A 20,265-nucleotide genomic window follows, 5' to 3' on the forward strand; every position below is an offset into this window, starting at 1 on the left:
TAGACATGTTACTCAGACACACACCCACAGAAATCAAAGAACGCAAGTCACTGGTCGTCAACCCGGCCAAGACCTGTCAGCCCATCGGCGCAATGTATGCCGCGCTGGGAATCAAAGGCTGCCTGCCTCATTCCCACGGTTCACAGGGCTGCTGTGCCTACCACAGGTCCATGCTGACCAGACACTATAAAGAACCCGTTTCCGCAGCGACCAGCTCCTTTACCGAAGGGGCATCTGTCTTCGGCGGACAGGCCAACCTTATTCAGGCCATCAACAACATCTTCACGGTTTACGAACCGGAAGTGATCGCAGTGCATACCACCTGCCTTTCCGAAACCATCGGTGATGACCTTAAACAGATCGTCACCAAGGCCACCAAGGACGGCAAGATCCCCGAAGGTAAAACCGTATTCGGCGCACCGACTCCCAGTTACGTGGGATCGCACGTCACCGGTTTCTCCAACATGGTTAAAGCCATGGCCCAGCTGGCTGAGCCTTCTTCAGAGAAGAACGGCAAAGTCAACATCATCCCCGGCTGGGTGGAACCCTGCGACATGGAAGAGATCAAACGTCTCTGCTCCATGATCGGCGTGGACACCACCATGTTCCCGGATACCTCCGGTGTGCTCAACGGTCCCCTTAGCGGTGAATACAAGATGTTCCCCGATGGCGGCGTGACCATCAAGGAGCTCAAAGAATCCGGACAGGCTACCGGAACCATCGCCCTCGGTGAATGGTGCAGCGCAGACGCGGCCCGCTGGCTGGATTCCAAGCACAAGGTTCCCTGTACCGTGCTGGATATGCCCTTCGGCCTGAAAGCAACCGACCGTTTTATCGATGTACTGCGCACTGTGGCCGGAGTTTCCATCCCCGATTCCATCTCCTACGAGCGTGGACAGCTGGTGGACCTCATCTCCGACATGCACCAGTACTTCTACGGCAAAAAGGTCGCCATCTTCGGTGATCCCGACCAGCTCATTTCCATGGTGGAATTCCTCCGTTCCATCGATATGTGCCCGGTCTACGTCGTTACCGGTACCCCCGGCAAGAAGTTCGAAAAACGGATCAAGGAACTCACTGCCGACATGCCTTACGAATGCAAGGTCAAAGCAAAGGGCGACATGTTCCTCATGCACCAGTGGATCAAGAACGAGCCTGTGGACCTGCTCATGGGTAACTCCTACGGCAAATACATTGCCCGCGACGAAGACATACCGTTCCTGCGCTGGGGATTCCCCATCACTGACCGTCAGGGGCATCAGTACTTCCCCACCGTGGGTTACAAGGGCGGCCTGAGACTGCTGGAAAAAATTCTCGGACTGCTGCTGGATCGCAAAGACCGCGATTCCCCCGAAGAAACATTCGAACTCGTACTTTAATTACCAGTAGGCCTCCGGCGGCCCTGCCGGGGGCCTCAAACCCTTTTGGAAAAAGGGTTTAAGAATCCCAAAACTTTTTAATAGGGCTTCGCCGCTTTTTAAGGAGAAACCGATGACTACCTCATCCTCACACCCCTGTTTCGGACCTTCCGCCCGCGCTTCCGTAGCCCGTGTTCACCTTCCGGTTGCTCCCAGAACTTTTTGCAGAACCAATTTTGCGCCCATGACTAAACAGCCTGCGGCAATTATGCCCGAAGATGCGCTGAATATGCTTGATGAGCTGATCGAATCCGGCAAAAAAATCAAAGTTGTGGGCATCACCGGTCCCGGCGATCCGCTGGCTAATTTCGAAGCCACTTACAAGACCCTGAAACTGGTCCGCGACAAGTACCCGCGCATGTCCCTCTGCCTGACTACTCTGGGTATAAACGGCGAAAAGTACGCTGAAAAACTGGCAGAACTTAATATTTCCCACATCACTGTTCTGGTGGACGCGGCGGATTCAGCTACCGCCGAAAAAATCTATGCATGGATTCGCCCGTCAACCAAGAATGTCCCCCTGCCCGAAGCCTGCAAGCTGCTCATGAAAGAACAGGCCGCAGCTATCAGGGCATTCAAGGAAGCAGGACTGACCGTGAAGGTCAACACAACAATTTACAACGAAAACATAGACCAGATTGAACACATTGCCATTGCAGCAAAAACACTGGACGCGGATATCATGGGCCTGATTCCTTTCATCCCGTCCACTGAATCCGAAGATAACGAATTTTCCGCAGTGAGTGACGAGCAGATTGCAGAAGCCCGTAAACTCGCCGCAAAACATATTGCACTGATGGAGCCGTGGCCCAGATGTGGAGCATCCATTGAACTGGAAAAACCGAAATCAAGTACCATGCCCAGCCCTAGCAAAAGCCGCCCCAATGTAGCGGTGGCAAGTTCCAGCGGTATGGATATCGATATGCATCTGGGTCACGCCCATAAACTCATGATTTTCGGCCCCCGTGCAGACGGTCTGGCCTGCCTGCTTGAAACAAGAGAGACCCCGGAACCGGGCGGCGGGGAATCCCGCTGGGAAAAGCTGGCTGAACTGCTGGATGACTGCTTCGTGCTGCTCTGCGCCTCGGCTGGCAAGAATCCCAGAAAAGTACTTTCCGCCAACGGCATCAGGATAATCCTGACTGATGAAAACGTAGAAGGCACTGTCGACGTCCTCTACGGCGGCGGCAAAAAAGGCAAGTGCAAGAAGTAAGCAGAGTCGTCACAAACAAAGCGGCGAAGCCAAACTAAAAAAGTTTGGGATTCTTAAACCCTTTTCAAAGGGTTTAAGGCCCCCGGCAGGGTCGCCGAAGGCAAATTTTTCAAGAAAAAGCGCGAAGCGCATCAAATAATCTGAGGAGATAAAAATATGGCTACCCCCGAAAGAATGATCATCTGTTGTCAGAGTTTCCGCGCTGCGGGCGACCCCAAAGGCATCTGCCACAAGCAGACCGATGGATTCCTGCAATACATCGAAGAAGAAACCATCGACCGAGGTCTCGACGCTCTGGTGGTGGCCACTAGCTGTCTGAAGCAGTGTGACAACGGTCCCATCCTCGTGATCCAGCCGGAAAACTGGTGGTTCAAGGGTGTGGACTCAGAGGAAAAGATCGACGAAATCCTCGACGGCCTTGAAGACGGAGAACCCTGCGCAGATTACCTGCTGGATTAATTAACTTAATACTTCAAATTTCAAAATTCACGCTTCTGAATTTTGGAAAACATAGAGGGAGCATATGCCGGCCACAGTTCATATCCGTAACGCCAACTCCGCTGATCTGGTTCCGATGACCGATCTGCTGAAATCTCTTTTCTCCGTCGAGAAGGACTTTTTAGTGGATGGAAGCAGACAGATGCAGGGTTTAAGGATGCTGCTGGGCAATCCCCGGGCACGCATCCTTGTTGCAGAAGATATGGACAAAAATATGGGTGAAGTGGTCGGCATGTGCACCGGTCAGATTGTAATCTCAACTGCTGAAGGCGGCCCGTCCATCCTAGTGGAGGATGTGGTTGTGCGCAGCGATCATCGGGGAAAGGGGATCGGCACCATGCTTATGGAAGCCATTCTCGGATTCGCAGAAGAACAAAGAGCAACACGGCTGCAACTACTGGCAGACTGCGAAAACACCTCGGCCCTGAAATTCTACGAAAAGATCGGCTGGTCTGAAACCAACCTGATCTGTCTTCGCAAGATGAACGCATAGCAACGGAGCAAAGCAATGAATGAATATACAATTTTAGAAGAACGCAAAGACCAGATCCACCGCACGGGCGAGGGAGCACTGGACATGGCCTGCAACCGGGAATCACTCGCCGGGGCAGTAAGCCAGAGAGCCTGTGTTTTCTGCGGTTCGCGGGTGGTGCTATACCCCATCGCAGACGCCCTGCATCTGGTCCACGGTCCTATCGGCTGTGCAGTTTATACCTGGGATATCCGCGGCGCGCTCTCCAGCGGCCCGGAACTGCACCGCCTCTCATTCTCCACCGACCTGCAGGAAACCGACGTAATCTTCGGCGGAGAGAAAAAGCTTGAAGCGGCCCTTGATGAACTCATCGACCGCCACAGTCCCAAGGCCGCATTCGTTTACTCCACCTGCATTGTGGGCATCATCGGCGATGACCTTGAAGCGGTCTGTAGAAAGATGAGCGAGAAGAAAGGAATTCCCGTACTTCCGGTCATGTCCGAAGGTTTCAAGGGCAGCAAGCGCGAGGGCTACCTCGCCGCCTGCAAAGCCATGTTCAAACTGGTGGGCACCGAAGAAACGTCCGACATTTCCCCTCTTTCCGTAAACATCTTGGGCGACTTCAACCTTGCCGGGGAAATCTGGATCATCCGCGAATATTTCAGAAAGATGGGGGTGGAAGTCGTTGCCAACATTACCGGTGACGGACGTGTGAAGGATATCGGGCGCAGCCACGGGGCGGCCCTGAATCTTGTACAGTGTTCGGGTGCGACATTGGACTTGGCAAAAATGATGAAAGAGGAATACGGCACGCCCTTTATGCGCGTATCCTACCTCGGCATCGAAGACATGGCCGATTCCCTCTATCAGGTTGCTGATTTCTTCAAGGATGTCGACCCGGACATTGTCAAACGCACGGAAGATCTCGTCCGCGACGAACTCTCCAAGCTCATGCCCGAACTGGCCCGCATGCGCAAAGATCTCGAAGGCAAGAAAGTCGCCATGTACGTGGGCGGTTCCTTCAAGGCTTTCTCCCTGCTCAAGGCTTTCCGCCACTTGGGCATGAAAGTAGTCATGGTCGGTTCCCAGACCGGAACCAAGGAAGATTACGCTGAACTGGAACGCATCTCCGATCCCGGCACCATCTTAGTTGATGACGCCAACCCGCTGGAATTGTCCGCATTCATTAAAGAAAAGGACGTGGACATATTCGTCGGCGGCGTAAAAGAACGGCCCATCGCCTTCAAGATGGGAGTCGGATTCTGCGATCACAACCACGAGCGCAAGGAAGCCCTGGAAGGTTTCGTAGGCATGCTCAATTTCGCCCGCGAAATTCACGCTTCAGCAATGAGCCCGGTCTGGAACTTTGTTCCTCGAAGAGCGAAGAAACAGATTTGATGCGCTTCGCGCTTTTTGATGATCGCATTTCGCCTCCGGCGGCCAAAGGGGATAATCCCCTTTGGAAACCCTAAGGGTTTAAATTAATTTCACGCACAAACTCACGAACGCCGCTGGCGAAGCCAAACTAAAAGGTTTTGGGATTCTTAAACCCTTTTGCAAAAGGGTTTAAGCCGCCGGAGGCACAGGAGTTCAAATATGACTACCAAAAGCAAAAATTATACATCGACCACTAATGCCTGCAAACTCTGCACACCTCTCGGCGCATCACTGGCCTTTCGAGGTGTGGAAGGCTCCGTTCCCTTCCTGCACGGCTCACAGGGCTGCGCCACTTACATGCGCCGCTATGTGATCAGCCATTTCCGTGAACCTGTGGATATCGCTTCTTCCGCACTGGGTGAAAAGCACGCTGTATACGGCGGCGGCCCGAATCTTAAAAAGGGCATCCTGAACGTAATGAAGAAGTACGAGCCGAAGATCGTGGGTGTGGCGACCACCTGCCTCACCGAAACCATCGGTGATGACGTCCCCATGTATCTCAATGAATTCCACAAAGAATTCGGAGATCTTGATCTACCGGACATAGTGCAGGTTTCAACCCCCAGTTACAACGGCACCCATATGGACGGCTGGCACGGCGCGGTGCGTTCCATGGTCGAACAGCTCTGCACTGAAAAGGCGGAAAACGACGGACATGTGAACATCCTGCCAAATCTAGTTTCCTGTGAAGATGTGCGCCACCTATTTGATATCTGCGAGGACTTCGGCCTGAAGGCGACCATCCTGCCTGATATTTCCGAAACCCTCGATGGTCCGGCACTGGAAGATTACATGAAGATTCCGGTGGGCGGAACTCCGGTGGAAGAAATCAAGAAAATGTCCGGCGCGGCTGCCACCATCGAGCTGGGCCGCTGTGTACCTACCAAGAGCGGCGGAACCAGCCTTGAAGAGCGGTTCGGGGTGACCAACCACCGTATCGGTTTGCCCATGGGTATCCGCGAATGCGACAAACTCTTCGAAACCCTTGAAACTATTTCCGGCAAAGAGATGCCCGCCCGTTACCAGCGCGAACGGGGTAGGCTCATCGATGCCTACGTGGACGGACACAAATACATCTTCGGCAAGCGGGCTGTTGTTTACGGCGAGGAAGACCTCGTAACCGGGCTGTGCGCATTTCTGGCTGAGATCGGCGTGGATGTGATCCTTGCCGGGTCCGGGGCCAAGAAAAAAGGTATGGCTGAAGCCATCACAGCCGTAACTGAAGGCGTGGGCCGCACCACCCCGGAGATCCACGAAGGCGTTGATTTCCACGACATCGCCGAACGGGCCGGGGGACTCAAACCCGACCTGCTCATCGGCCATTCCAAAGGCTACCGCTACGCTAAAGCATGGAACATCCCGCTCATCCGGGTAGGCTTCCCGGTCCATGACCGCTTCGGCGGACAGCGTATCCCCACTCTCGGCTACAAGGGCACGCAGTACCTTTTCGACCTCATCGTCAACGCCATGCTCGAAAAGAAACAGGCCGATAACCCGGTCGGTTACGGCTACATGTGATTTGATGCGCTACGCGCTTTTTATGAAAGAGTATGCCTCCGGCGGCTTAAACCCTTTTCCAAAAGGGTTTAAGAATCCCAAAACGTTTTAGTTGGGCTTCATCGCTGGATATTAGATAAGTTGTTCTTTTAAAGGAGATATACCATGAAAGATACCACCAAACATCCGTGCTTTAACAAAGAAACCGCAGGCTCCTGTGGACGTGTACATCTCCCGGTAGCCCCCAAGTGCAACATTCAGTGCAACTACTGCAACCGCAAATATGATTGCGTGAACGAATCTCGTCCCGGCGTGACCAGCGGTGTGCTCAAACCTTTTCAGGCTGCGGAATATATGGACGCAGTGCTGGAAAAAGAACCGCGCATCACCGTGGCCGGTATCGCAGGTCCCGGCGACCCCTTTGCCAACGCGGAGGAAACTCTGGAAACCATGCGACTGCTCAATAAAAAACACCCGCAGCTGATCTTCTGTCTGTCATCCAATGGCATGGGCATCCTGCCATATCTGGATGACCTGAAGGAGCTTGGCGTATCCCACGTGACCATCACCATCAGCGCGGTAGACCCGACCATCGGTGCGAAAATTTATTCATGGGTCAAGGACGGCAAGGTAGTCTACCGCGGCGAAAAAGGCGCGAAAGTGCTGCTGGAACGCCAGCTTGCAGCTATCAAAGGGCTGAAGGAACGGGGCATTACCGTGAAGGTCAATTCCATTGTCATCCCCGGCATCAACGATCATCACATAGCTGAAGTAGCCCGCGTGGCGGCGGAACTGGGCGCGGACATCCAGAACATGATCCCGCTCAAACCTACAGCTGAGACTCCTTTCGCTGAACTTGAAGAACCGGGAAAGAAGCTTGTGAACTCCCTGCGCAAGGAAGCGGGCGCAGTCATTGAACAGATGACCCACTGCCGCCGCTGCCGTGCTGACGCTGTCGGTTTGCTGGGCGACGATAAATCCGTGGCTCTCTGCGGCACCCTGAAATCATGCTCCGAACTGAAACCCATTGATGTGAAAGGTCCGCGCCCGTATGTGGCGGTTGCTTCCCGCGAAGGCATGCTGGTCAACCAGCATCTTGGCGAAGCAAGGGAATTCCACATCTGGGCCGAAGATGGAGAAGGTTTCAAGCTCGTTGAGAAACGTCCCGCCCCTAAAGCCGGATGCGGTCCGCAGCGTTGGACCGACCTTGCAGCAACGCTCAGTGACTGTCGCGCAGTGCTTGCGGCTGCCATCGGGGAAACCCCGCAGGTAAAGCTGGCTGAAAACGGCGTGCAGCCGCATGTAATCGGAGGGTTCATTGAGGACGCGCTGACGACTATTTACAGCGGCGGAAACATGGATATCCATAAGGGACGGCGCGGCTCTATCGCTGACGCCTGCTGTACCGGAACGGGAACCAAGTGTGGGTAGGATAAATTTACGCAGCAGATCGCTGCTTATGGACAAAATAAAATTTTATAGAAATGCTCCGTTTCTATAAATTACACTGCGAAGCCCCGGCAAAGTTGCTCTTGCCGGGGCTTCACCTTTGATAAACGCGAACAAAGTTCTCCTGACTTAGACTTCATTCTCTGGCAAAATTTTGCAAAACCGATTATGTTTGTTGAAAATAAAATTGGAGCACTCAAATGAAAGCAGCTGCGAAGACCATACTTCTGTTTTTTACATTCACCCTTCTCAGTATCGCACCGGCCACAGCCGAGGACGTATCCAAAGGCATAAACTGCCCGCCCGGCTGGAGCGACAATCAGGCCGCACGCGGGGATAACCGAGTGAAGCAGTGCATCTCCCCTTCACTGGATGCCAGTGTTGAACTTTACGTCACCCCCGGAAATAAAATTCCGCTGAAAAATCTGCTGGATAACTGGACAACCGCCCTGAAACAGCAGGGTTTTCCGCTGCATAAAAAAGTGACAGAAACCAAGGGCCATGTTTCCGGCGGCCCGGCAATTTTCCGTGAATATGAAGGTAAGGCCAACGGCAAAACAGTTGAATCCCTGCTGGCTGCCAGCCGCCATAACGGAATCAATTACATTTTTCAGGGCAGTTATCCCGATGATGACCGTGAAGCCGAACAACTGGTTCGCCATTCACTGAAAACATGGAATTTCCCCGAAGACAGCAGCAAAGAAGACACCCCTTACGATTCCCCAAAAAACAAGGGAACCAGCGGTACTTTCAGAAATATCGGCGGCTGCTGGGCCTGGGGATTATGGAAGGCTCCTTCCGGTGCTTCAGTGGTAATCCTGCCTGACGGACGGGCCATTTTCGACGGCCAGCAGCTGAAACACTGGCGGCCCACCGACGAGGAAGACACCATCATTATGGAAATCCCCGGAAAATGGGGCGGCGGAAGTGCCATGTGGACCCATCCCGCCGGACGGCATGATGTGGTAATTCAGGAAGAATTCCCCGAAGCACGCCAGATTCTTTTCCGCGAGTCATGGGAATACAATTACAAAGGAAAAGCATTCAAAGCCTGCCATCACTAAAAATTATTCAGACGTCTTAGAAGGTACCAGATGCAAGGCGCAAGAAAAAAGCTGAAACGAAGCGTATATAGACATACGTGAGTTTCAGCTTTTTTTGCAGCAACGCCGCAGATGGTGCTTTATAAGACGTCTGAAAAAAACGGTCTTTCCACCCGATGCAGAAAGACCGTTTCTCTTTTCCGTTGTAATCCCTATGATCACAACATAGCCAGTCAGGAAATTTGTTAAGCCCTTTTCATGCGCCGCAAACGCGCCCGTCCTTCGGCAATCATGGACTCAAGACTGTAACGCTTGACCCGGTAGCCCATCTGCCGGGCGGAAAGCCCGAGGGTTTCGGCGGCCTTGTACTGAATCCAGCCGCTGCGCTCCAAGGCGGCAACCACTTCATTGCGCTCCACTTCCTTGAGCGAGGAGCAGTGAGGAAGCGCGTCGTTTGCTGCAGGAGCACTGACTTCGCTGCCGGAACTTCCGGGCACTGAACGCTGCCCCGGTGCGAGGTAGGACTTGAGAAACTCAAGGGTGATGTATTCGGAATCGGACATGATCACCAGCCGTTCCAGCAGGTTCTGCATTTCGCGCACATTGCCCGGCCAGTCGTAAATCATTAGCGAATCAAGGGCCGCCGGGGTGAAGAACATCTTGCGCCCGTAATCATCAGCCATTTTCTGGATAAAATGATTGAGCAGCCCGGTGATATCCTCTTTGCGGTCCCTAAGCGGAGGAACGGTGATGGGAAAGATATTCAAGCGGTAATAGAGATCCAGCCGGAATTCGTTGCGCTCCACCAGCACTCCGAGATCACGGTTGGTGGCGGCGAGGATACGCACATCGATATTGCGGGTCTTGTTTGATCCGATACGCTCCAGTTCTTTTTCCTGCAGCACGCGCAGGAGTTTGGCCTGCAAAGCCATGGGAAATTCGCCGATTTCATCAAGAAAAATTGTCCCGCCGTCAGCCTCTTCAAAGCGGCCCGGACGGGTGGAGACCGCCCCGGTAAAAGAACCTTTTTCATGACCGAATAGTTCCGATTCAAGCAGATTTTCCGGGATGGAGGCACAGTTGACCTTGATGAAAGGATGCTTTGCGCGATCGGAAAGCTCATGGATAATCTTAGCTATGAGCGTCTTACCTACCCCGGACTCACCGAGCAGCAGCACTGTGGCCTTGGTGGGGGCGACCTTTTCCAACTGCCGCTGCACCTCGACCATGGCCGAACTCTGCCCGACAATGTAAAGGCCCTTGGATTTTTTTGAAATCTGGTATTTAAGGGAAGTGTTCTCGCGCTTGAGGGCAGCTTCGCGCTCAATAATTTTTTCGTTGAGACTGATGAACTGTCCGATGAGGGTGGCCACAATTTTCAGAAAATCAACATCCTCTTCCGCAGCCACTTCATCACCGAAGATGCGGTCCACATTGAGCACCCCGATGGGGTCGCTGTGCAGGATGATCGGCACCCCGATAAATCCGGTTGTGGCCCGCTCAATCTTGCGGGCCCCGGTTTTGTCGAGGAAGAGCGGCTCTTTACTGATGTCGGGAACGTAGTACGGCTCTCCGGTCTGGAAAATGCGCCCGGTGACCCCTTCATCAAGGCGGTAAACCCCACGCTGTTTTTCCTCAAGGGAAAGACCGTAGGAAGCATTGATGGAAAGCTGCCTTGTTTCCGGGTCGTAGAGGGTCACTGTCGCCCGCTTCATGCTCAGGTTCTCTGAGAGAATGCTGAGCACTCCGTCAAGGGCGGACTCGAGATCAAGCGCCTGCTCGATAGCCTGACAGATAGCGAGTAGCGCCGATAGCTTTAGTCCGTGCAGTGAAGGATACATATTTGAAGTTAAGCAAAGGGAGTGCCATTATGCACACCAAGGACAACTCCTTTTATTTCAAGACTTTAAACAAAATACATTTTTGAATCCATTCACATTTATGTAAATTACCATCTGACAATGAACATTAATGGAAAAGTTGCCCCCGCTTCCATGAACATGATATACATTAAATAGTGAGAATTATTTCCTGATAACAGCGGAGGCTCTATGCACGGTTGGGCAGGATCGGTTTTACGGGTTGATCTGGACAGCGGAAAAATCAAAAGGAAAGCACTTGACCCTGACATCGCAAGGGATTTTATCGGCGGACGCGGACTGAACTCGCTGGTGCTGTTCAATGAGATAAAACCGCACATTGACCCCCTCGGCCCGGAAAATGTGTACTGCCTCGGTGCCGGCCCCCTTTCCGGCACCCCGCTGGGACTGACCAGCCGGGTAGAAGTCAGCACACTCTCCCCCTATTCCGGAATCCTCGGTGACGGCAATGCGGGCGGCGCAATGGCCTTCATGATGAAACGGGCCGGACTGGACCAGATTGTGATCCGTGGGCAGGCGGGGCACCCCAGCTATCTTCTAATAGAAGATGAGCGGGCTGAGCTGCGCGATGCCGCTGAATTCTGGGGGCTTTCAGTCTGGGAAACCACAGATATCCTGCGCGAAAAGCACGGCAAATCCGCCAGTGTGGCCTGCATCGGACAGGCCGGGGAAAATCTGGTCCGGGTGGCGACCACCATGGTCGATAAATACGCTTCTGCGGCCCGCGGCTCCGGGGCGGTACTCGGTTCCAAAAAACTTAAGGCCATCGTGGTCAAGGGTAGCGGACGGGTTTCGCTGGCTGACCCTGATACTTACAAGAAGCTTGCCGCCGAAGACCGCGAATTCTTCCGCAATTCCGATTTCCAGCGTGAAATGGTCGGGCAGTACGGCACCCACGTCGGCATGATGATGTGGGAGCCGGGATTCCGCAATTACGAAAAATTCTGGGAAGGCAAAGATGTCCCGGAAGATTTACGTCCCGAAGCATGGAAGCAATATTCGCAGGGACGCCACGGCTGTCACGGCTGCCATGTGCGCTGCAAGGACCACTACCGTATCCCTTCGGGAAACCGGGCCGGGGAAACAGGCAAGGCCATGGAATATGAAAATATTTTCTGTCTCGGTACCAATTGCGGAGTCACCGATCCGGTGGCGATTATGGAAATGGAAAATATCTGTGATATCTACGGTATGGATGTGCTGGCTCTTGGAAATACCGTGGCCATGCTCAAGGATTTGTACAGCCGCGGCCTGCTGGATGAAGAACTCACCGACGGACTGGACCTGAGCTGGGAAAACCACGCGGACCAGATTGAACTGCTGCATCGTACCGCCATGCGGCAGGGACTGGGCAATCTGGTGGCCGAAGGCATGTACACCCTCGCCAAACGGCTGGGCGGGCAGGCCATGGATTATTGTTACCATGTAAAGGGGTTATCGCGCGGGCCCTATCCCAGTGGAGTCTTCTCGCTGGCCCACGCCACCTCCACCCGCGGGGCCGATCATCTGCGCGGACGCTCATGGGCCTTCAGCCAGCCGGACCCGGATATGTTCCCCATCTTAAAGGAACAGGGGCTACTGCTGGAAAATGTGGATGACGATCCGGCCCCGGCAGTAATCGTGGGCGAACGCATGACAACACTCACCGACTGCATCGGACGCTGCAAGGGTGCGGTGAACAACTGGATCAGTGCCATGCCGCTGGTCTGGAAAAAACCGATATTTGAAGGATTGGCCGAACTGCTTACCGCAGCAACAGGCGAAAATTACACCGCCGAAAAACTGGAACAGGCAGCGGACCGCGTATACGCGCTGGAACATGCTTTCAATATCCGCCAAGGCACCAGCCGCAAGGATGACTGCATGCCCCAGAAACCGGAAACCCGGGACAGTGCGGAAGGTCAGGCCGATCTGCAAAAGCACGAAGAACACTTAAGCCGCTATTACGAACTGCGCGGCTACGACCAACAAGGCCGCCCCAGCCCCGAGCGGCTCAAAGAACTGAGGCTGGAATTTGTGGAACAGGGATTAAAAAAAATCCCGGCCCGCAAAGAATGGGACGGCCCGCCCATGTGGAGGCTGGAAAATTACCCCCATGGCGGCAAACGGAGTTAATCCACCCACAATCCGGTAAAATCAAATTTATCCACATCCACCAATCCCCGGTCTGTAAGTTTCAGGCTGGGGATTACCGGGAGGGCCAGAAAAGAAATGAGCATAAAGGGATTGTAGGAACAACCCAATTGCTGCGTTGCTGAATCAAGTCCGCGTACTCCGTCGGCCACTTCATCCAGTCCCCTGTCACTCATTAATCCGGCTACGGGCAGGGGGAGTTTCGCCAGAACTTTCCCTTCACGCACAACCGCAAAGCCGCCGCCCATGGCAACGGTTTCACGAGCGGCCAGTACCATGTCCGCATTATTCATCCCGGCAACAATCAGGTTATGTGAATCATGGGCCACAGTCCCGGCAATGGCTCCATGGGAAAGGCCCAGCCCCCTAACAAATCCGGTGGCATGATGGCCTGTGGCCCGGTGCCTTTCAATAACCGTGAGTTTGCAGATATCCCGTGCGGGATCAGCTACGGGGACGCCATCATTGAGCAGCGGCTCCAGTTCCAGATTTTCAGTCAGCAACTGCCCCTGAGTCACTCCGATTACCCTGATTTTTCCGCTGCCCTTATCCGGCTCAAACATGGATTCATCAATTTGCAAGCCAACATTCATGGAGCTGCGCGGGGGCAAACCGTTAGCAATTTCAAAACTATACTCTTCCAAGGGCAGGCCGCTTAAAAAAACCTGATTGATAGCAAAATCCTTCAGATCATCCACCAGAAAACAATTGGCCCGGAACCCCGGTGCAACAGCCCCGTAACCGTCCAGCCCGTAATAGCGGGCCGGATTAATGGAAACCATCTGCACCGCCCGCAGCGGGTCCATGCCAAGAGCCACCGCACGGCGCAACCCGTAATCTAGATGTCCGTTCTCGCACAGATCAAGTACGTTGCGGTCATCGGTGACAATGGAAATATTCTGCGCATTAAATTCATTCACCGAATCGAGCAGATCCTCCATATTCCGCTCAAGGGAACCTTCACGCATCATCAGATGCATGCCCGCACGCAATTTTTCCATTGCCTCGGAAACGCGTGAACATTCATGGTCACTGCGCGGCCCGGCCAGAACATACGCATTCAAGTCCATGCCCGAAAGTAAAGGGGCATGCCCGTTAATGGGGCTTCGCGCTGCAACTTCAAGCTTGGAAAGGACCTCCGGGTCCCCGGCAAGCACGCCGGGAAAATTCATCATTTCAGCCAGTCCCAGAATGCGCTCCGGATAAATGCGCCGGAAATGCTCTACATCAACGGCCCGCAGCCGGGCACCGGAATCTTCCAGCCCGGTGGCCGGAACACAGGAAGGAAACATGAAAAAAATAGATACGGGCAGGTCGCGGGAAGCTTTGAGCATATACTCGATACCCGCACGCCCCAGCACATTGGCAATTTCATGGGGATCACAGACCACAGCGGCAGTGCCGTGCCCGGCAACAGCCTGCGCAAATCGGGGCGGGGTCAGCAGAGTGGATTCTATATGGATGTGCCCTTCCACCAGCCCCGGCAGCAGGAAGCGGCCCCTGGCATCAAATTCACGTTCAGCCTTGTAATTACCGAACCCGAGAAAGACTCCCCCGGCAATTCCTACATCAGCCTCATGAATCTCACCGCTGAGTACATTGACCACCCGGCAGTTGCGGATAACCAGATCAGCTTTTCCCTTACCACGGGCCAGATTAATCATTTGAGACAGCGACATAAAAAACCTCCGGCAGATATAATAGCAGGCGTAAAATGAAGACTCTGCCTTGATTTTAACACCTTTCTACCGGAGATAACAGCCTTGCCGGGTAAAAAAGAGGTTACTTTTTACCTCCTCCCAGTTTGGCAACCTGACTTTGCAGCATCTGCATTTTGCCGCCGTACTTAGCCAGCACGGCATCAAGACGGGCGTACTTTGCTTTCAGGCTTCTCTCCAATTTATCCAGCCGTTCCTTTTCATAATCAAGCTTCTTGTCGATATTCTTGATGATGCCGCTGTAGTTTTCACTGATGATGTTCAGGATGCCGGTTTTGGCATTGGTCATATCTTTGAGAGTCTCGATCATTTCAATGGTCTTCCCGGTTTTGATGCCCGCAGTTCCGGTATATGTTCCATCATTTTTGTTATCCACCCGGATAGACATACCCATACCGGCCATATCGTCCGCTGTTATTTCCCAACCGGAAATCCGGGCAGCCTTGCCGTTAATGAAGGCGGATGTGACCCTGCCGCCGGAAACCGTATAAGAAACCTCATAAGATCCGGCCTTGGTGACCCCTTTGATCAGCGACTTAACTGCAAAGTTGGGCGAACTGGTTCCGGCTTCATAGTCAGCGGCAAAAAGCTTCGCCACTCCTTCCGGGTCATCCTTCATGGCTTTTTGAAATTTCTCTTCATCAATCTTGAGCAGACCGAAATTAGGGGAACTCTGATCTGTATCAGTTTCAATACCCAGAGTCCTGAGAGTATTATACTTGTCTCCCGCCCCGGTTGATGAATCATAATTATTGAACCCGCTTCCCTGAGTTGCGGTAATATCCTTAAACCTGTGCGCGGCAAGCTGAACACCGTAGTTCCCTGTCAGAACCGCCCCTTCCTTGGTTTCCTTATTGACTTTGGCAATATCGCGCAAGGCCTTGCGGACCACATTTACCTGCTTCACAAATTCGCGAACATTCTCAATTACCTTTTCAGCATCAGTTGAAACATTAATCATAACCCACTTAGGCGAAGTGGGCACTTTTATGTTCAAGGTCAATCCCTTGGACGCATCCGTGATTGTATTGCTGTCCCGCTCTATCCATTTGTCTGCACCTTCGGGAAATCCATCGATTTTTATCTTTGAATTCTGCCCCTGCTGAAGGTGGGTCATGGACGCAGGCTGAAGACAAGGCAAGGTTGTTGAACTGTTGAAGGTTATACAGTTATCCGCACCCATTTTGAGACTGCTGAACTTAAGCCTGTAATCGTTGTTTGCAGTCTTTACAGCCTCAACATTCACCCTGCCTTTAAGCTCGGTAGTGGCATTGAGCATCTTTACCAGACCCTGAACAGTTGTCCCTGCCGGCACGTCCAGATTGGCGGTCTTGCCCCCGCAACTGATGCTGAGTTTCGTATCCGTAGATGAAACAACCGAATTTTCAGCGGCAAACCCCGTTTTGGAGGTCCAGATATCGTTAAAAGCCAGCTGCTTTACTTCAACCCTGTACGGTGCAGCCGGAGCAGAGCTGTCTGCGGTTGCAGTCACATAATCTTCGTTTGACGAAGAGGTCTTCCGGCCCATGAACTCACCGATACTGTCCATTTTTTTCAATGCAGTACTTAGCTCACCCATCTGGGTGTTGAGTTCCTTGAGGCTTTTCTGCTTCTGCACCCACTGGGCTTTCCAGTTTTTCAGCCTGCGCTGGTGGAAACCCTGCTGCTTAACGGTATTTTCAACAATTTTCCCGAAATCGGTCCCGTTACCGAGCTTTTCAAACTTGGTTTTGCCGGACCAGTAACTGGAGGTGGTTTTTGCTGCGGAGACCTGTGCCCCGACGGTTCCTACATCTGACATGATCGCCCTCCCTTAGATGTAACTGAGGATAGACATTTCAGAGATCATCCGCGAACTGCGGGCCACAGCCTCATAAATCAATTTGCTCTGGTTCAGCTCACTGAGCAGCTCACCGAGGTCGCCGTCTTCAAGACGGCTGATCAGGGCTGTATTGTTATCCTTGCGGATCTCAGCCAGCTTCTCCGCGCTGGCTGCCCGGTTCATGCGCGCCCCGATTTCAGCGGCATGCATCTCCACATGTTCGTGGACCTTTTTAAGCTCGGCCACACAATTCCCGATGCCGTTTTTGTCGTTGGTCTCAACAAAGCCGATCAGCCTGCCGAGGGTCTCAAAAAGATTGCTGTTTTTGTCATCCGGGGAGGGAGTGGGATTAGCTGCTCCGGGCTTTGTATAAATTCCCCCGAAAATGTCCTTACCGATGTTGTTGACCCGGATGGAACGGCTCTGGGAGATATCAAGACGCAGGTCGGCGGTATTGGGACGGATCACAAACTGATCGCCCTTGCTGAAGGTGTTTCCGGCACCGGAAGACAGGGTCAGGGAACCGCCGGGAACTTCAAGGCGGGTGTCGGCGGAAACATTGGAATGGACCCAGCTGGCTCCGTTATCAAGGCTATAGGAATAAGTAATGGGCGGAGTGTTCACGTCCCCGTTCTTATCGATACGCACCAGCACATCGCTATGAAATTTACCGTCCGCCGCGGTGTCAACCTGCGTATCCCCGTATCTGATGACGTTAAGGTCGTCATTGTCATCGCCCTTGTATTCAAGAGCCGGACGCACGATAAGCCGGGTTCCGCCTGCATCGGTGAATTCAGTAACAGCTGTTCCGTTTTTCATCTCCACGGTGGCCGGACCAAGATTAAGTTCTGTATCGCCGGGATTGAGAGTCCCGTTCTTCCATGTCTTACCGCCGTCGGAGCTGTATTTATAAGTGATGGTATCGGTACCCACTGTGCCGCCGGAAGTGAAACGCACATCAACGGAACTCTCAGAAGCCCCTTTCACCGCAACAACAGACCCGGCAGGCAGTGCGGGGTCGGTTGTGGTAGCGGAGAGGGTCAGATCATAGGCATTGGTATCCAGCTTATGTCCGGCAAAAATGGATTTACCGCCGAACTCGGTATTGGATTTATTGAGCAGGTTGCCCATAATTCCACGCAGGTTCTGGCCGATGGAACGACGCTGCTCAGCGGTAAGAGTTCCGGTGGCAGCCTGCTCGGCGAGGGTCTTGATACGCCCGATATCAGTACTGGTCTGCTGCAGAACCCCGTCAGCAAGGCTCAGCCAGCTGGTGGCGGTCTTGATGTTCTTGATATACTGCTTGGTCTCCAGCCCGAAAGAACGGCAGTTAATAATCCCGCCCATGGCTGCCGGATCATCGGAGGGCAGCAGAACCCGCTTCTGGGCGGAGTTGCGCATGGAAGCTTCGGCCATGCGACTCATGGCTGAATTCAGGTTGCCCAGCGACATGTTGAAAATCTGATTGGTTGATATTCTCATTTAAGTACCCCGCTTTGGGTCCATAAAACTGTTTGTTTACGTAAAAAAATTTTTTTTACGTGTGCTTTAGCTCTTCAGCGAAAGCAGTACGTCGAACATCTGGTTGGCGGTCTTGATCAACTGTGCCGCTGATTTATAGGACTGCTGGTAGCTCATGATCTGCTGCATTTCTTCATCAAGGTTGACCCCGCCCACGGATTCCTGCTTGTCCACCAGTCCTTTGAGCACGGTCTGGGAGATGGACATATTGGCCTTGGCATCAGCCGAGTCGGACCCAATAGTTGCCACCAGAGAAGAATAAAAATCATTGAAGCTGGTTTCGCTGACTGTGCCGCCGGACTTGAAACCGATATTTTTCTTTCCAGCCAATGCGGCCACAGCGCGGGCGGTAGAGTTGTCCCCCTTGTTCACTTCTCCGGCCCCGTTCACATGGGCGGCTGCGATTTTGGAAGGATCGGCCTTGATGGAGGAATGGAGCTGAATGGAAGCGGCGTCACTGCCTTCAAAAAAGGTATTCATGCCCAGCCCGGCCAGCACTCCGCTGGAATCGTTGGAAAACTGAAAGCGGTTATCCCCGACGCCTTTGATGGAAAGTTTGCCGTTGGTAATCACAGCCTGAGCCTTGCCGGGAAAGCTGGCATTGATGGCGTCACGTACGTTTTCAAGAGAGTGTACGGATGGATCGAAGTTCTTTGTTCCCGGAGCAATGGAGGAAAAATCAATGGCTGAGACCGAGACTTTGTTCCCGGTCTGGGCATTGTAGAAAGCCATGCTGAAGCTGCCCGCAGTCATCTTATCCGCGTAGGGAAGATTACTTTTGGAGAGCGGCACGGTAGCATCGCGCACCCCGTAAGAACCGAGAACATTGGCGTGGTCGGTCAGTCCGGCACCCTGCGAGTGGGCGCGGTTAACTTCCCAGACCATGGATTTGGCAAACGCATTCAGCTTATCAATGTAGGAGCCGATCTTTTCATCGCGTGCCCGAAGCAGTCCGGCAATGGAGCCGCCCTTTAAACGACGTTCACCGTCATTGCCGGGAACAGGGCTGATGGATTCGGAGGTGGAGGTATTCTTATACCAGCGCACCTCGCTTTTCGGGGTCAGGATAAAACGGTCCCCGTCCTTGAGCTGGGTAGTGGCCGCACTGGCACTTTGCCCGGCTTTTCCGAACCAGAACTTTACCCCGCCCACGGTCACGGCATCATTCTGCCCCCCGGCATTAAAAAGCTTTTCACTGCCGTCCGGGTTGCTGATCCATGTTTTGCCGCCGTCCCGTGAAACCTTGAACTGCGCCGCCGGAGCCGCACCTGAAGCATTCCCCCCGCTGACCACCTGAATGGTCAGTTCTTCGCCGGACTGCCCGCTGAAATGAACTTCATCCTTAAATGCAGAACCGGGGACCAGCGAATTGCGCACCCCGCCTTCTTCAAATTTAAGTTCAAAAGCTTTATCGCCCTCAACCAGCTTCTGGCCTTCGCCCAGTGAAACAATGACCTGCCCGTTAGCTTCTTCCTGCACGCTGATATCCACCAGCGAAGAAAGTCCGCGCAGCACCACATCCCTGCGGTCCAGCAGGGTGTTGTCAGTGGGATCGGCGATGATCCGTTTATTGAGCAGGGCCAGTTCCTTGATGGCGTCATTGGCCTTGCCCACTTCCTGCTTCAAATGGTCGGTAATCAACCCCTGCTGGCGGCGCAGGTCACTGACCACCGAATTGAGCTGTGCGGAAAATTTCTCCGCCGCCCCCGCTAAGGCCACCCGGTTGGCACCCAGCTGCGGGTTATTGGCCAGAGCCTGCCACGCGGCCCACATGTCGGACATGGATTTGCTGATCCCGGCATCTTTGCTTTCCACAAAGAATTTCTCGACCATGGAAAGGTTACCGGACTGCGCGGACCAGCGGGAGAATTCCGGACTTTTATCCAGTACGCCCCGCTCAAGGAACTGGCTTAAGTTTCGCCTGATGCTGTCAATGGACGCCCCGGTACCGATGGACCAGCGACCGTCCCTGATCGACATGTTCTCATCCTGAATTACCGATCTGCGCCGGTAACCGGGGGTCTTTAAATTGGACACGTTGTTGCCGTGAACAGTCAGCCCGGTCTGGGCGTTCTGCATGGCACTGCGGCCTATGGAAAATAAATTACCAAGCATAAGGTACTCCCTTGGAGTGCCTCCGGCGGCTGGGGAAGGGGAACTTTTG

Annotated in this window: 14 protein-coding genes; 9 read left to right on the forward strand and 5 right to left on the reverse strand. The window is 53.4% G+C overall.

What is annotated here, in order from left to right:
• Positions 1-5 precede the first annotated feature (5 nt).
• The 8 genes from nifK (at position 6) to FMR86_RS08840 (ending at position 9,048) form a co-directional block, all read left to right on the forward strand.
• Positions 6-1,379 (forward strand): nitrogenase molybdenum-iron protein subunit beta, encoded by a 1,374-nt coding sequence (gene nifK / locus FMR86_RS08805; protein ID WP_163350725.1) that lies wholly within the window; start codon positions 6-8, stop codon positions 1,377-1,379.
• A gap of 112 nt (positions 1,380-1,491) precedes the next feature.
• Positions 1,492-2,631: a radical SAM protein gene (locus tag FMR86_RS08810; protein WP_163350726.1), complete on the forward strand. Its 1,140-nt coding sequence runs from the start codon at positions 1,492-1,494 to the stop codon at positions 2,629-2,631.
• Positions 2,632-2,787: 156 nt separating this feature from the next.
• Positions 2,788-3,090 (forward strand): ferredoxin, encoded by a 303-nt coding sequence (locus tag FMR86_RS08815; RefSeq protein WP_163350727.1) that lies wholly within the window; start codon positions 2,788-2,790, stop codon positions 3,088-3,090.
• 64 nt (positions 3,091-3,154) lie between these two features.
• Positions 3,155-3,622, forward strand: coding sequence for a GNAT family N-acetyltransferase (locus FMR86_RS08820; RefSeq protein ID WP_163350728.1), 468 nt, complete (start codon positions 3,155-3,157; stop codon positions 3,620-3,622).
• Positions 3,623-3,637: 15 nt separating this feature from the next.
• On the forward strand, positions 3,638-4,999 hold the full coding sequence (nifE, locus tag FMR86_RS08825; protein WP_163350729.1) for a nitrogenase iron-molybdenum cofactor biosynthesis protein NifE: 1,362 nt from the start codon (positions 3,638-3,640) through the stop codon (positions 4,997-4,999).
• A gap of 198 nt (positions 5,000-5,197) precedes the next feature.
• Positions 5,198-6,556, forward strand: a complete 1,359-nt coding sequence (locus FMR86_RS08830; RefSeq protein WP_163350730.1) for a nitrogenase component 1 — start codon at positions 5,198-5,200, stop codon at positions 6,554-6,556.
• A 144-nt stretch (positions 6,557-6,700) separates the two neighbouring features.
• A complete protein-coding gene (locus tag FMR86_RS08835; protein ID WP_163350731.1) occupies positions 6,701-7,966 on the forward strand; it encodes a radical SAM protein in 1,266 nt (421 codons plus the stop codon).
• Between the two features lie 218 nt (positions 7,967-8,184).
• The gene (locus tag FMR86_RS08840; protein WP_163350732.1) at positions 8,185-9,048 is read left to right on the forward strand and encodes a hypothetical protein; all 864 of its coding nucleotides are present in this window, start codon (positions 8,185-8,187) and stop codon (positions 9,046-9,048) included.
• 224 nt (positions 9,049-9,272) lie between these two features.
• Here FMR86_RS08840 and nifA read toward each other — a convergent pair whose 3' ends face one another.
• Entirely contained in the window at positions 9,273-10,868 is a 1,596-nt protein-coding gene (gene nifA / locus FMR86_RS08845) for a nif-specific transcriptional activator NifA (RefSeq protein ID WP_163350733.1), read from the reverse strand.
• Positions 10,869-11,078: 210 nt separating this feature from the next.
• Here nifA and FMR86_RS08850 point away from each other — a divergent pair, with 210 nt between their 5' ends.
• Positions 11,079-13,022, forward strand: a complete 1,944-nt coding sequence (locus FMR86_RS08850; RefSeq protein ID WP_163350734.1) for an aldehyde ferredoxin oxidoreductase family protein — start codon at positions 11,079-11,081, stop codon at positions 13,020-13,022.
• Here the strand turns inward: FMR86_RS08850 and ade are convergent.
• From ade to flgK, 4 genes are all read right to left on the reverse strand, one after another.
• The gene (gene ade, locus FMR86_RS08855) at positions 13,019-14,719 is read right to left on the reverse strand and encodes an adenine deaminase (protein WP_163350735.1); all 1,701 of its coding nucleotides are present in this window, start codon (positions 14,717-14,719) and stop codon (positions 13,019-13,021) included. The two genes, FMR86_RS08850 and ade, sit on opposite strands and share 4 nt — an antisense overlap.
• 103 nt (positions 14,720-14,822) lie before the next feature.
• The gene (gene fliD / locus FMR86_RS08860) at positions 14,823-16,559 is read right to left on the reverse strand and encodes a flagellar filament capping protein FliD (protein WP_163350736.1); all 1,737 of its coding nucleotides are present in this window, start codon (positions 16,557-16,559) and stop codon (positions 14,823-14,825) included.
• A gap of 12 nt (positions 16,560-16,571) precedes the next feature.
• Positions 16,572-18,062, reverse strand: a complete 1,491-nt coding sequence (locus FMR86_RS08865; RefSeq protein ID WP_163350737.1) for a hypothetical protein — start codon at positions 18,060-18,062, stop codon at positions 16,572-16,574.
• A gap of 66 nt (positions 18,063-18,128) precedes the next feature.
• Complete coding sequence (gene flgK, locus FMR86_RS08870) at positions 18,129-20,216, reverse strand: flagellar hook-associated protein FlgK (RefSeq protein WP_163350738.1); 2,088 nt, start codon at positions 20,214-20,216, stop codon at positions 18,129-18,131.
• Positions 20,217-20,265 lie beyond the last annotated feature (49 nt).

The sequence above is a fragment of the Desulfovibrio sp. JC010 genome (genome assembly GCF_010470675.1).
Classification (GTDB): Bacteria; Desulfobacterota; Desulfovibrionia; order Desulfovibrionales; family Desulfovibrionaceae; genus Maridesulfovibrio.